Consider the following 14928-nt stretch of genomic DNA (forward strand, 5'->3'; position numbering starts at 1 on the left):
TCAAAGAGATGATGCCCCTTCATTCCTCCCTCCCCCATCTTCCTTTCCCCCATCTCCCATTCCTCCCATCTTCCATTCCTCCCTCTTCCTTTCCTCCTTTCTTCCCTCTTCCATTCTTCCGTACCTTCGCTCCATGCTCGACAATTACGCTATCGCCGATCAGTTCAGCCTGCTGGCTAAACTCATGGATATCCACGGAGAAAATTCTTTCAAGGCCAAATCATATTCAAGCGCTGCCTTCTCAATTGAAAAATTACCTGTTCAACTCAGCGATACCCCAAGGGAAAAAATAGCCGGCCTAAAAGGAATCGGCGATAGTACCTCCAAAAAAATATCGGAGTTGCTCGACACTGGTAAACTCACCGTATTGGATGAACTCATTTCAAAAACGCCGCAGGGCATTTTGGAAATGATGCAAATCAAAGGATTGGGCCCCAAAAAGATTGCAACCATCTGGAAAGAAATGGGCATCGAATCGCTGGGTGAATTATTATACGCCTGCAACGAAAACAGACTCCTGATGTACAAAGGTTTTGGAGAAAAAACGCAGGAGAGCGTCAAACAATCCATCCAGTTCTACAATGCCAATAAGGGACAATTTTTGTATGCAGAAATTGAACCCTTTGCACAACAACTCGAAAACTTTTTCATCAACCGCTTTCCCGATCAACAAACCAGTTTATATGGTGATACACGCCGGCAGGCAATCATCATCACCAAAGTGGAACTGCTCACTACTACCAGTATGCCTGATATTCAATCGGCACTCGAAGCGCTTCAATTCCAATCCATACAAACTGAAAACGAATCTATCCATGCGCAGGCACCAGACGGTACCCAGGTAATTGTTCACCAATGCCTGCCGAATGAGTTTATTCAACAATTGTTTACCAGCAGTTGCAGCCAGCTTTTCCTGGATAGATTCCAACAACTTGCCATAACTGCGAAAGCAGGCAGTAGTGAAAGTAGTGCAACCGAAAGCAGCAATCGATTTAAAACGGAAGCAGCTCTTTTCCAATCTGCCGGCATACATTACCTTCCACCCAATCAACGCGAACTTCCGGAAGCCATTCAACCGCTCAGCAATTCCGAACCAGCCCCAGTTATCACTACAGCCGACATAAAGTCTGTCATCCACTCCCACAGCAACTGGAGCGATGGCCTCCACACGATTGAAACCATGGCCAAAGCCTGCATCGAAAAAGGATATGAATACCTGGTCATCAGTGATCACAGCAAATCTGCATTTTATGCCAACGGTCTTTCCGTGGATCGCATCCGTGAACAACACCAGTATATAGATGAACTAAACGCCAGCCTCAGCCCTTTCCATATTTTCAAAAGCATCGAATGCGATATCCTGAGTGATGGCTCACTTGACTACGATAACGATACACTTAACAGCTTTGACCTGGTAATTGCTTCTGTACACAGCAATCTGAAAATGACGCAAGAAAAAGCCATGCAGCGTTTACTTACAGCGATTCAACATCCGGCAACTGCCATACTCGGACATATGACCGGTCGTCTTCTGCTTAGCCGTCCGGGATACCCGATAGATCATAAAGCCATTATTGATGCCTGTGCCGACAATAACGTAGTTATCGAAATCAACGCGCACCCTCGCAGACTTGATCTCGACTGGAGCTGGATCCCCTATGCACTGGAAAAAAACTGCCTCCTCTCGATTGATCCGGACGCCCACAGCGTGGAAGGATTTGAAGATATCCGGTATGGTGTAATCGCTGCGCAAAAAGGCGGACTAACAGCCAGGCACAACCTAAGCAGTTTTACACTCGACCAATTCAGGAACTGGCTGACGGCAAGGAAACAAAGAAAGTAGTACCATCCGTTTCACTGGTCTCAAACCAGATCCTGCCACGAGCCTGTTCCACTATACCCTTGCTCATAGCCAATCCCAGGCCTGTGCCTGATGTTTTGGTAGTGAAATTCGGCGTAAAGATCCTGGACTGTGTAGCAGCCGGAATTCCCTGCCCGTTGTCGTGAACTGAAATAATGATCGTATCCTCACCCCATTCTTCCTTCACTTCCACGAGGCGCAACTCCCGGTTTTCGGTAGCCTCCATAGCATTCTGCAACAGATTGGTGAACAGGCGGTTCATTTGCGTTTTATCAGCAAATACCCAAACGGGGCCGTCCACCGGCTTCCAGGTAAACACTACCAGGTCGTTGGAATCATACAGGGAGGAGAGCGATTGTAAAATCTCATGCAGGTCGAACAACTCATTATGCGCATTGCTGATATTTGCGAACTGTGAAAATTCGGATGCGATCTTTGACAGGTGATCAATCTGCTCTACCAGGGTATTCGCCACATTGAAGGTAAGCTGCTTTACATCTCCATTATTACCCTGAATCGCTTTCTGCAGATACTGAATGCTAAGTTTCATCGGAGTTAGCGGATTCTTGATCTCATGCGCCACCTGACGGGCCATCTCTCTCCAGGCTCCTTCCCGCTCACTCTTAGCCAGGGCTGCCGCACTTTCTTCGAGTTTTAAGACCATCTTGTTGTACTCCTTCACCAACTCACCAATTTCATCGTTCCGGTTCCACTGTATCTCATCATTGTGCTGACCCAGGTTCACGGCCCGCATTTTCTCACTAATCAGGGAGAAGGATGCTGTAATCCGGTTGGTAATAAAGAGCGCAATCACACCTGCAATCAGGAAAATAAAGGCATTCAGGTTGATGATCGTTACAAGAAAATTTGAGATCTCCCGCTTCAACTCTTCCTGGGAGTCGAAGGAAGGCATGTTCAGATACGCATAAGGATTACCATTTTCATCTCGCACTGGAGAATATATACTTTGGTAACTGATTCCTCCTATTTGTTCTGTAGTAGTAAACTGCACCAACTTCTGCCGGTGGATCCGGTAATAAGCTTCGGGATTCATACGCGAGCTCAGTATCCCCTTATCATAAATGAAAGGGTTCGAAGACAAACGTAACTCGCCCTGGGTATCATAAATATTGATATCGGTTCCGTGAATTTCTGACACCTCCCGCACCAGTACTTCCAGGTACTCGTTGTATCCACTGTCGTACAGACGCAGCATATAATCAAAAAATGTCTGGCTGTCAATCTTATTCTCCACCTCATTGCTCATAATTTGGATAGCCCGGCTTAGCTGGTCCTGCTTATTTCGGTTGTACCGGTTAATAAAGAAAAAGATCGTGGCCGCCCCAATCACCAGGAAAGAAAAAAGGCTGATAAAAATGATCGTACCATGCACCTGTGTACGGAGGTTCAATTGCATTTCTTTTCGCAGGTTCGATAAGCGCAACCTGGATCGAACCAGGAGGGAGATTAATTGAAAAATTCCCAATAGAAGCAGAAAAGTGGAAAACAGGTAAGCGACGAGTGTTATGGATTCAAGCCAGAGATTATTCAGTTTGGCGATAATCACCACCTTATTGTTATCGCGGTACCACAATTCATCATATCCCTCATTTTTCCGGAAGGTGAAATTGTTGGGCGGCAACTGTTTATCGCTCAACCTGGTGGGAAAGGCGTAATCATTGAAATAATCTATCAGCTCCCGGTTATTGTAAATCGCATAACTGTAAATCGGAGAATACTCATCCGGTAAAAAATCCTTTCTACCCCGAAACAGTTCCGGAACCAGTGCGTCGTTCTTATATTTCTTCGGCTCAGATAAAATAAATACATAACCAATGGCTGTACCGGAGGTATCGGTTACCATCTTACGACTTATATACGCATACTTATCAAATGCCTTTTCGAAATAGCGCATATCCGGCACATTGGTCGGTTTGCCTTCCATCCGGTAAATGATATCGAGCGTATCGTAGGAAACCGGCGCATCATTGTAAAGCGGCCTTTCCTGCGAATCAAAGGTGTAAATCCGGGTATCGTATTTGTTCAGATAGGCACTGAAGTTCTTGTTGATCAGGCTGTCTTTCAGGTACTGATTGGAAGAAGCCAGCCGAAAGCGATTGAAATTCGCGTACAGGAAATCATTATCAAAATATGTAAGTGCAATACTCAGCAGTCGCTCGGATGTTGGATCCGCCTGTGTTGCTAACTTCTCGGCTGTTCGTTTCCGCTGCTCCAGTTCAATCCGGCTATTCTCGGCAATAATGATCAGCGAAATCGATCCGGAATAAAGGAAAATCCAAAGCAATAACACCGAAACCGACCAACGATGATCCTTTGTGATCAACAACGGCTGACGTAACAGCCAGGTATAACCGATCAGCCAGACCAGCACAAACAGGTTCAGCTCTACAATATTTCCACTCTGAATAAAAGTGATCAACAACAAACCAAAAGCGGCCAGGAAAGCGTACAGATAATATGCATTGGTACGCAGCAAAGGAGCCAGCACCCGTAGGATTACGGACGATGCCAGGAAATAACTCAGGGCCAGCGTTGCCAATACCACAAAGCCCCAGAAACTATACACATCCAGGCTAAAGAAGTTGGTCACATTAAAGGAAATTCTGGCTGCATCGGCGATCAGGCTACGAATGATAATGGCAAAAGAAAAGGTAATACTTACCAATAAAAAAGCACCAACAGCAACCAGAGGCCATTTCAGCCAATGTTGTTGAAATGCCTGCAGATTCATTCCCACGCTCTTCCGGTAGATAAATAACAGTATCCAGCAGAACAACAGGGAGTTGATAAGCAAATCCCCCAGCGATGGCAGGAGTAAACTTGAACTATAAATCCCCGGATCAAATAATTCAAACTCTGACCATGCAAGGGTGTCGGAAAACATATAAGTCAGCAGTCTTAATCCGATCACCGTACCAGCCAGGAATATCAGTCCCCGCACAAAACCATATGTTTCTGCAATACTGTTCGCAGCACTGTGTACAGCGATCAGTAATAATACAATGCCAATAATATCCAGTACGATCGCCCACTCATTGGCCGAAGAATCCGCAGACACTTTACGTGGCTGCAGATAAAATAACAGCTTACCACTTAAACTCCGAACCGGGTAGGCTGTTTCTGTATCGGTTATGGCCACCGAAGATTCCGCACTTGGAAATCCAGCAAACTGGGACGAGAGGTTGCTGTTTTGCACAAAATACTCTTTCCTGACCTCAATCATCGCAATTAGTAATAATTGCTCCCTGGCCAGTGGAATCAGCTTTCGGATGCATTCATATTGCCCGTTCTGCAAACCTACCAGTTGAATACTATCCTCACTGTAAATAATATCGGCTGCTGGTTCCGTTTGCTGATAACTCCAGAACTGCAGTTTCCAGTTATTGTATTGATCCGGACGATACAGAAATACCCCCAGGTTATTCCTGCTCAGTTTTTCCAGGTGATCCACATCATAAGTTCCTTCCGCCAGCACTTTTAACAAGGCAGTATCCCCAGACAATATTTCCACCTGCCGCTCCTGCACCTGGATCCTGTCTTCAATCGCTTTGCGCAGGTAAGGGGCCGATGAAGCTCCAACAAAATAATTATTGATGATAAATGCTATGGTGAACAACCAGGCGGCCGCCAGCAGGAAATAGGCATTCTTTTTTAATATTCCGATGACAAACTGGATCAACTGCTTGATTTTTTCGCTTTGATTTCATTCCACAAGGCATCCATCTCTTCCAGATTCATATCCTTGAGCTCCAGCCCCTTTTCACGGGCCAGTTCTTCCATCTGCGTAAAGCGGTTGATAAACTTCTGATTGGTCCGGGCCAGGGCATGTTCAGCATCCACCTGCAAAAACCGTGCATAATTAATCAGTGAAAAAACCACATCCCCAAACTCGTCTTCCACCTGGTCCTGGTTCCCGCCTGCTACCGCATCTTTTAATTCCTGCATTTCCTCTTCCACTTTCTCCCAAACCTGTTCCCGGTTATCCCATTCAAATCCAACCTGCTTCGCTTTTTCCTGCAGGCGCATAGCCTTAACCGTTGCAGGCAAAGACTTCGGCACTCCGCTCAATACCGACTTCTTCCCTTCCTGCAGTTTGATCTGCTCCCAATTGCGTTTGACGTCTTCCGCATTCTCCAGTTTTACTTCGCCATATACATGCGGGTGCCGGCGGATCAGCTTCTCATTGATCCCCTTTAAAACTTCATCAAGGCTGAATTGTCCCTGCTCCTGCCCGATTTTTGCATAGAATAACAGGTGCAGAAACAGATCACCCAATTCCTCTTTTATGCCTTTCCAGTCTTCATCCGAGATCGCATCCGCCAATTCATACAATTCCTCTATGGATTGCTGCCGTAAACTTTGAATGGTCTGCTTTTTATCCCAGGGGCATTTCTCCCTCAGGTCGTTCATAATATCGATCAATTGCCCAAATGCTTCCTGTGCTGCTGCTTTCATGGTGGTAGTTTTAATGGCCCGGATTAATGGCTTGTGCCGCACTGATGGCGGTAAAGATCACCAATAGCACCATCATCATAAAGAAAGAGAGGATATTTAACAGTATAAATTTAAGCAGGGTCTTTTTGCGGCTCTCACCGTAAAACCTCCGCATTCCCTTATACAGGTATAAATAAACTGCTATAGTAATGATTACCTGTAACAGGTTAATAATTCCCCACTCGGTATAATCCTGCAAGGCTCCCAATGCAAAACTGCCGAGCAGAAAGATAAAAGTGGCGCAATAGGTATGAATGGTAAATATGGCATGATCCGAGTAAAACAGATCCTTTCTGCGCCCATACAACAGTTGCAGGAACCAGGCAAACAGGGGAAGAGAGGCAAACAACATCTTGGGGAAGCTGTGAAACAGGTTGTTTAGAAAACTCTGTAAATAAGCCCGTTCCCCCTTGAGTTTTCCGGTTTCAGATGCTGCTATGATCTTGGTTACAAATATTTTTTTAATCCAGCTGTCTTTCTTGTCTTTTGGTAAAGCCTCCTGCATTCGACGATAAGCCTCCAGCGATTCATAATTGGATGAACTGAAGGCATCATTGCTGCTATCCGTGGACATATTGATATTTAATCCCTGATCCTCCTGATCAATCTTCAAATCACCCGGCACTTTGATACCTTCTTTTTCCAGGGTATCCAGAATCTCCTGGCCTTTTTCGGAGCGGATGGAGTCTGCTATTTTCTTATCGCTGATTTCTTTTTCAATGGTTTGAATGTCTTTTTCAAGTCCGGCCAATACACGCTGCGCCGTTTCCCTTTCTACTTCATTTGCAGACAGTAACGGTTTCTCCTGAACCACATCCCTTGCCAGCTTCAGGCTCTCCAGTTTTTCCTTTTTCTTGTCAGAATCCGATTTTCCAATATTTTCCGCGTTGTACATCGTGAAAAAAATGATGAAGAAAAAGGCGGAAGTGAACACATACATCCGGATGGGATTCAACTGGCTGTTTCTTTTTCCCTGAATGTATTCAAGGGATAATTTCCCCGGCTTCGTCAGCAACTGGCTCATTGTGCCAAAAAACTTGCTGTCGAAATGCGTTATATCATAAACAAAATGCGTAAGCAAACTCCAGAAGGATTCCCTGGCAATAATATTCTCCTGTCCACATTGCTGGCAATAATGGCCAGCTACTTCCGTTCCACAGTTCAGGCAATTCTTTTCCGTTCTTTCCTTATAATGCGACACTTGTTAAAATTTGAATAAAAATAAATACAATTAGTTAAGTTGCACTCATTCGCCAGTGTATAAACAATAGTCCAGATGAAAAACATCGCTTTTATTCTCATTTTAACCCTTAGTTCCTCCCCGCTTTGGTCACAATTCTATTATAACGACCTGTTGGCCAATCGCCAGACCAATCAACGTTACCAGCAATTGCTTGAAAAAGGAATCAAAAAAGTGACTATTACCAGTTACGACGGAAATACTCCTGAATCAGCTGGCTTCACCGCAGAACAAACCCTGGATTCGAAAAAAGGGCTGTTGGTTACCCGCACACAAACCAGTCAAACAGGTGATACGCGTATCGAAGCCCGCTACAATGAAAAGGGATGGCTGATCAGCAGCAAGGATACCGCCCAGAACGCTTCCAGCCAGTCTTCCTATTCCTATAACCCCAATGGCCAGTTGATCCGCCTGGAAAGCAGCAGCAGTTCTGATAATATCACCACAACAGAAATTCATAACTGGACTTACAACGAAGCCGGATTACCCCAATCCATGCAACGGATACGCAACCAGGTGGACACTACCACCGTTAGTTTTGTATATGACGAAAAAGGAAACCTCGTAGAAGAAAAGGCAATCCGTGCGAACCTGCCTGCGATCACCTATTATTATTACTACGATGCCAAAAACAGGCTGACCGATATCGTACGGTTCAATGTTAAAGCACAGCGGCTCCTGCCTGATTATATCTTCGAGTACAATGAAAATGACCAGCTAAAAAAAATGACCATGGTACCCGAAGGCACCAATGCCTACGAGCAATGGTTCTATCAATACCTGCCCAATGGCCTGCGCAGAATGGAGCTGGTTTACAACAAACAACAACAACTCATGGGTAAAGTGGAATACGAATATGAATAAACATCTCAGTTTGCTTTTATTATGCGTGGTTTTCAGTTCCTTTAGCAGCATTGTTTCCGCCCAGTCGCAGGAAAAACTAAAGGTGCTGGTTGTTGGCATGACACACGATCATGTGCATGGAATCCTTCAATTTCATAAACAGGGAAGAGTTATCATCACAGGAATTGTGGAAAGCAATCCCGAACTCATTGAACGCTATAAAAAGTCTTACCAACTGCCTGATGCTTTATTCTTCAATACCATCAGCTCGGCGTTAAAAGCGACCAAACCACAGGCTGCATTGGCTTTCAATGCCATCAATGAACACCTGGCCGTTGTAGAAGCCTGTCTTCCGCAGGGCATTCCCGTTATGGTGGAAAAACCACTTGCCACTACCCTGGAAGACGCAAAAAAGATAGAAGCGCTCTCGAAAAAATACAATACGGCCGTACTTACGAACTACGAAACAACCTGGTATAACAGTAACCACTATGCGAAAGACCAGGTTGATCAGGGCAACCTGGGCAAGATCCATAAAATAGTAGTGCATTCCGGTCATGAAGGTCCGAAGGAAATTGGCTGCAGTAAAGAATTCCTCGACTGGCTTACCGATCCGGTTAAAAACGGGGGTGGTGCATCCCGTGATTTCGGCTGTTATGGCGCCAACCTGATGACCTGGCTGATGCATGGGAAGGCCCCCAAATCCGTTACGGCCATCATCCAGCAATACAAGCCGGCCGTATATCCAAAAGTGGATGATGTGGCTACTATTTTGCTGGAATACGAAAATGCAACCGGGGTTATTGAAGCATCCTGGAACTGGCCCTACTCTATCAAGGATATGGAAATTTTTGGTTCTTCCGCTTACTTCCATGCGGTTGATGCACAAACTATTGTTCAGAAAAAGCAGCAATCCAAACCCATCAGCGGAATGGCACCTGCAGCTGTGTATGGCGATTTTATCAGTTACCTGGAAGCTTTTCTGACAGGAAAAATTACTGATACGAATGACCTTTCCTCGTTATCCAACAACCTGCTGGTGGTAAAAATCCTGGAAGCTGCTACCCGTTCTGCCAAAGAAGGCAAAAAAATCATGCTGGATTAAATAGTTACTTACGGGGAAGATGTTTTTTCCTGTATTCACTCGGCGAGCAGCCATGGATCTGCTTGAATTGCCGGGCTACATTGTTCGTCAGATTCAATCCGGCTTCGTGCGCAATCTCTGAAATCCGTTTATCCGTTTCCAGGAGCCGCTCAGAAAACTTCTGCATTCGCACCTTGCTGATGTATTTATAAACACTGGTGCCCGTTACCTCCTGGAATTTCTTTTCCAATGAGCGCCTGGAGATCGTTAATTGTCCCAATACATCCGACACATTTATATCATGATCCAGGTTTTTATGAATAAACTTCAGCGCTTTCGCAATATAGGCATCATCTACTGCAGCAATATCGGTTGACTGCCGGGTTACAATATAGGTAGGCATTACCATTACATTCCGCGGCTTTTTAACCTTACCCTGGATCATCAGATCCATTAGCCGGCCTGCTTCATATCCTCCTCTCTCCGTATCAAGGTTAATACTCGACAAGGGCGGATCTGATAAGTTACAGGTTAATTCATCGTTATCAACTCCCAGCACAATAACATCTTCCGGTATGCGAATATTTGCATGCTTGCAGGCTTCAGCAATGTGAAGGCCCCTGGCATCGTCGCAGGCCATGATTGCAATTGGCTTAGGCAGTTGCTGTAGCCATTCACTCAGATCAGAAGGTTTGTAATACCAAAGTTCCGAGTTACCAGTATCTTCTTTCTGGTTAAAATAATAAACATCAAATCCGCGTTCATTCAGATAATCTTCATATCCCATTGAACGTTCGCGCGACCAAACAATATTTTTAAACCCGTAAAAGGCGAAATTCTTAAACCCTTTCTTGACAAAATATTCTGCCCCCATCTGACCGGCTTCATAATATCCTCCGGTAATATTGGGAAACTCTTCAAAGCGCTCTTTATAATCCTCTACAATCAGGTGTATTCCTGATTCGGCAATCTTCCGTACATCTCTGGTATTATTCAGTTGTGCAATGATCCCCTGTGCACCCCACTCTTTGGCAAATTTCAGAATTCCTCTGATACCCAATGTTTCCCTGTAATAAATTGGCATATTACAAAACAGGGCATTGCTGTTTTCCTTAAAATACCGAACAATACCCATCATCAGACTCTGCCCGTATTTTTCAGAAATATCAAATAGTAAGATGATCTTATTCATTCAGAAAAGAGTTGCAACAGGTAAATTAAAGCAGTTTGAAGATTTTACAAAATCATACCAGCGCTTTGACAGGAACAAGTGCCGCTGCTCCCAATAACGCAATGTTCTCTGTTTTGGAATGAATCACTTTTACCTGTTTGAGCAGGGATGGATACATAAAGTCATCCATACTCAGATACATACTTTCTTCAAAGTATTTGTAGGCATTGGAAATCGAACCTCCAAGCAATACAGCCTGAGGAGCATATGCATACAAAACCACCTTTAAAACATTGCCCAGGTGATGACCGTATTCCTGCCAAACCTGAAGGGCTTTGGGTTTCCCTTCCTGTGCGTCATAAAAAAGTTCTTCCGCAGTTGTATCATGTATGTCAAAAAAACTGCTGCTGGAATAATATTCCAGATTTTTATCGAGATAAGGAAAATAGCCGATTTCTCCTGCCCCGCAATTCACTCCAAGATATAACTCCCGGTTAATTACAATAGCAGTTCCAAGTCCCGTCCCCACTGAAATTGCTACAAAGGAATCAAATGGCTGTGCAGCACCAAATTGGTGTTCCCCCAGAGCAAAACAATTCACATCATTATTTACAAACACCGGTTTATGAAACTGTTCTTCGAGTATTTTCTTCAACTCAACTTTCTTCCAGGAAGGAATATTCACCACATCAAACACCACTCCATTGTCCACATCCACAATGGAAGGAACTCCGATCCCTATGCCTTCAACCTCTTCACTTACCAATGGTTCTATAACTGCTATTATTTGCTCCAGCGTTGCATCCAGTGAATGTTTATTGGTTAGCTTATGACTGATCGATTGCAACACCTCACCTCCCTGAATTAATCCGGCCCTAATATTCGTCCCGCCTAAATCAACGCCTATGATCATAATAAATTAATTAAATGATAATACAGGAGTAATACCTGCCAACGGATGGTAACAAAACTACCCGCTGTATATCAGAATACTACCTATATATGCGTATCTATCACATCAAATTGCGTAGCATAGATCGTATTTTGATGATTACGCATTTTGATGATTAATATTCGCTTCATGTCCCAATGCAACTGAATAGCTAATCTAATTTTATAGAGCCTTTGTTTTAAACTGAATAACCAACTAGATTATGAAATTAAACTTACTGCTAAAGAGGCTTTTTGCTTTCATAGCAGCGATTGCACTCCATCAACTTGCATTCGCGCAAACATCGGTTACCGGGAAGGTAACAGATCAAAGCACCGGTGCTCCTCTCTCCAATGTAAATGTGACAATTAAAGGAACCAGCAGGGGTACCACTACCAACGACAACGGTGTTTTTTCCATCAACCTGCAGCAGGGTGATGCAGTACTTGTTTTTTCAAGCACTGGTTTTGCTGAAACAGAAATTGACATCAACGGACGCAGCACTATCGATGTTACACTCTCAACTTCCAGCACCAAACTTTCTGAAGTGGTGGTGGTAGGTTATGGTACCCAATCGCGCCGGGATCTTACCGGAGCTGTTGCTTCTGTAAAAGGCGATGCCATTCAAAACCTGCCGGTCTCCAGTGCCTCACAGGCGCTCCAGGGACGTGCAGCCGGTGTAAATGTGGTGCGCAGTGGCGGTAACCCCGGTAACCCCGGCAGTATTCGCATACGCGGTACAGGCACCATCAACAACGCAGACCCGCTGATCATCATTGATGGTATTCCCGCAGGTGATCTGAACGCTGTTAATCCCAATGACATTGCCTCCATCGAAGTACTTAAGGACGCTTCGGCTTCCGCTATCTATGGTACACGTGCTGCTAATGGGGTGGTAATCGTTACAACCAAACGCGGTGGTTTCGAACAACCAATGCGAATGAATGTGAACGCCTACACCGGTATGTCAAATGCTATTAAAACGCTTGACATGCTGGATGCAGCCACCCTGGTTGAATTGAAAAGAGAACGTTTTACCAATGACGGCCTCACAATTAACCCCGTATGGAATGATCCCTCCAACTCTACTCAAAGAACCAACTGGCAAGATGAATTATTCAGAACAGGTACTGTAAACAACATAGATGTGGCGCTTAGTGGCGGTTCTGCCAAATCCTCCTATATGTTATCAGCAGGCATGTACGATGAAAAGGGAATCATTACCAATTCCTTTTTCAAACGTTACAGCATGCGCTTAAATTCAGATCATCGTATCGGAAAGCGCCTGAAAGTGGGACAAAGCATTCAGCTCACCCGCTCCAATGACAACAGCCTTAATACCTTGTCTGCACAGGACGGTCTGATCTGGAGTGCCATCCGTTTCATGCCTTTTATTCCGGTTAAAAATGATGACGGATCCTGGGGTACCTCCAAAGCCTCCAATGAATTCGGCGATATTAACAACCCTATATTTACTGCCAATACAATTGATGCAGACAATATTAACACCCGACTCCTGGCGAATATCAATGCAGAATATGAAATCCTGAAAGGCCTCAAGTTCAAAGTGAACCTGGGTGTGGATGGAAACCATTATACAGGTCGTAATTTCAACATCATCATCAGTGATCAAACCCGCACGAGAAACAACAACTCACTCGGAAGATCATTCAGTGAATCTTATTCTCTGTTGGGTGAATACTTCCTTTCCTACAGCAATATTTTCGCCGGCAAACACAAACTGGATGCCGTGGCAGGTTATACTTCACAAACCTTTGACGGAGATAATTTCTCAGCGGCCAAACGCGATTTCCTCAATGAAGATCCCAACCAGCGCTTTCTTGATGTAGGTCAAACCTTACAAGGTATCGGTGGTAATCGCTATTACGATGCCCTTCAATCAGTTTTCGGAAGGATTAACTACGACTACGATCAACGTTATCTTTTCACGGCTACTTTCCGTGCGGATGGTTCTTCCAAATTCGCAGACGGAAATAAATGGGGATATTTCCCGGCCTTCTCTGCAGGCTGGAGAATTTCCAATGAAAAATTCTTCAATGTTTCATTTATTGATGAATTGAAACTTACCGCAGGCTGGGGACAACTGGGCAACCAAAATGTAAACCGTTTGCAGTACCTCGCATTGATTGGAAATGGCGGTCGCTATTCCTTCAACAACAACACCACGGTAGGCAATACGCAAACCAGACTTCCCAACCCGAATATTTCCTGGGAAACAGCAGAAATGTCCAACATTGGACTAAGTGCAGAGTTGTTCAATCGTAAACTGGCTGTGAACCTGAACTACTTTGATAAAAAGACACGCGATATGCTGCTGTCTCCTCCTACCATCGGAACAGTGGGCACACTCAGTATTCCTGATCAGAACGTAGGCGTATTGAAGAACAGCGGTTTTGAAATGGATCTTTCCTATTCGAATCGCGCCGGAGAATTTTCCTATCGGTTAGGTGCCAATGCCGCTTTCATCAAAAACAAAGTGATTGAATTGTATGATGGTAACTTCATCGGCTCCCGTACCTACGGTCGCCCTAATGAAGAGATCTCCCGTACCTACGAAGGATTACCTATAGGTATCTTCTACGGATGGAGAACCGACGGACTTTACCAGACTACAGACGATATCAGCAAGGATCCTAATATCGCAAATGATCCTCGCCGTACTGCAGGTTTAATTGAACCCGGAGATGTACGCTTCCTTGATATTAATGGTGACGGACTGATTGATGACCGAGATCGCGTTAACCTGGGCAGCCCACACCCGAAAATGGTATATGGTTTCAATGCTGATTTCAATTACAAAGGTTTTGACCTCGGCTTGTTCTTCCTTGGTAATGCAGGTGTGAAAATCTTTAATGCAGACCGCATGCAGGGCCTTGATCCTACTTATTCATTCAACATGTATGAAGAAGTTAAAGATCGCTGGACAGGCCCGGGTACCAGCAACAGCATTCCCCGTATGACCACGCGCAGGAACAATCGAAATTATCGCACATCCGATATGTTTATCGAGAAAGGAGATTTCCTTCGACTGAAGAATCTCAGCATCGGATATACGCTGAACGACAAACTGACGAACCGCCTTGGTATTGGCAAAACCAGGTTCTATATCACTGGTCAAAACGTATTCACCGTTACGGGTTATTCAGGCCTTGATCCTGAATTGGGATATACAGATGGTAACAGGCAGATCAATGTGGATTACGCACAGTATCCGCAATCCCGGACCTGGATTTTTGGACTCAATGTTACCTTTTAACTGAAA

10 protein-coding genes are annotated in these 14928 nt (G+C 44.6%); 4 read left to right on the forward strand and 6 right to left on the reverse strand.

The window, feature by feature from the left end:
* Positions 1–135 carry a hypothetical protein gene (locus L0U88_RS20860; RefSeq protein ID WP_255722959.1) on the reverse strand — a complete coding sequence of 45 codons (135 nt, stop codon included), beginning with the start codon at positions 133–135 and terminating at the stop codon, positions 1–3.
* On the opposite strand from L0U88_RS20860, the gene L0U88_RS03725 reads away from it, so the two are divergent.
* Entirely contained in the window at positions 134–1843 is a 1710-nt protein-coding gene (locus tag L0U88_RS03725; RefSeq protein WP_234864265.1) for a DNA polymerase/3'-5' exonuclease PolX, read from the forward strand. The two genes, L0U88_RS20860 and L0U88_RS03725, sit on opposite strands and share 2 nt — an antisense overlap.
* Here the strand turns inward: L0U88_RS03725 and L0U88_RS03730 are convergent.
* Genes L0U88_RS03730 through L0U88_RS03740 form a run of 3 tightly spaced genes read right to left on the reverse strand, consistent with a single transcriptional unit; the run spans position 1806 to position 7577 of the window.
* Positions 1806–5561 (reverse strand): sensor histidine kinase, encoded by a 3756-nt coding sequence (locus L0U88_RS03730; RefSeq protein ID WP_234864266.1) that lies wholly within the window; start codon positions 5559–5561, stop codon positions 1806–1808. The two genes, L0U88_RS03725 and L0U88_RS03730, sit on opposite strands and share 38 nt — an antisense overlap.
* Complete coding sequence (mazG, locus tag L0U88_RS03735; RefSeq protein ID WP_234864267.1) at positions 5558–6337, reverse strand: nucleoside triphosphate pyrophosphohydrolase; 780 nt, start codon at positions 6335–6337, stop codon at positions 5558–5560. Before mazG ends, L0U88_RS03730 begins: the two co-directional genes overlap by 4 nt.
* A 10-nt stretch (positions 6338–6347) precedes the next feature.
* Complete coding sequence (locus tag L0U88_RS03740; protein WP_234864268.1) at positions 6348–7577, reverse strand: DUF3667 domain-containing protein; 1230 nt, start codon at positions 7575–7577, stop codon at positions 6348–6350.
* Positions 7578–7652: 75 nt separating this feature from the next.
* Between L0U88_RS03740 and L0U88_RS03745 the strand changes: the two genes are divergently transcribed.
* Together L0U88_RS03745 and L0U88_RS03750 are read left to right on the forward strand one after the other, a co-directional pair.
* Positions 7653–8480, forward strand: coding sequence for an RHS repeat domain-containing protein (locus L0U88_RS03745; protein WP_234864269.1), 828 nt, complete (start codon positions 7653–7655; stop codon positions 8478–8480).
* Positions 8481–8490: 10 nt separating this feature from the next.
* The gene (locus L0U88_RS03750; RefSeq protein ID WP_234864270.1) at positions 8491–9564 is read left to right on the forward strand and encodes a Gfo/Idh/MocA family protein; all 1074 of its coding nucleotides are present in this window, start codon (positions 8491–8493) and stop codon (positions 9562–9564) included.
* A 4-nt stretch (positions 9565–9568) separates the two neighbouring features.
* Here L0U88_RS03750 and L0U88_RS03755 read toward each other — a convergent pair whose 3' ends face one another.
* Positions 9569–10735, reverse strand: coding sequence for a DNA-binding transcriptional regulator (locus tag L0U88_RS03755; RefSeq protein WP_234864271.1), 1167 nt, complete (start codon positions 10733–10735; stop codon positions 9569–9571).
* 52 nt (positions 10736–10787) lie between these two features.
* The gene (locus tag L0U88_RS03760; protein WP_234864272.1) at positions 10788–11627 is read right to left on the reverse strand and encodes an ROK family protein; all 840 of its coding nucleotides are present in this window, start codon (positions 11625–11627) and stop codon (positions 10788–10790) included.
* Positions 11628–11868: 241 nt separating this feature from the next.
* On the opposite strand from L0U88_RS03760, the gene L0U88_RS03765 reads away from it, so the two are divergent.
* Positions 11869–14922, forward strand: a complete 3054-nt coding sequence (locus L0U88_RS03765; RefSeq protein WP_234864273.1) for a SusC/RagA family TonB-linked outer membrane protein — start codon at positions 11869–11871, stop codon at positions 14920–14922.
* Positions 14923–14928 lie beyond the last annotated feature (6 nt).

Source organism: Flavihumibacter fluminis (genome assembly GCF_021491375.1).
GTDB classification, from domain to species: domain Bacteria; phylum Bacteroidota; class Bacteroidia; order Chitinophagales; family Chitinophagaceae; genus Flavihumibacter; species Flavihumibacter fluminis.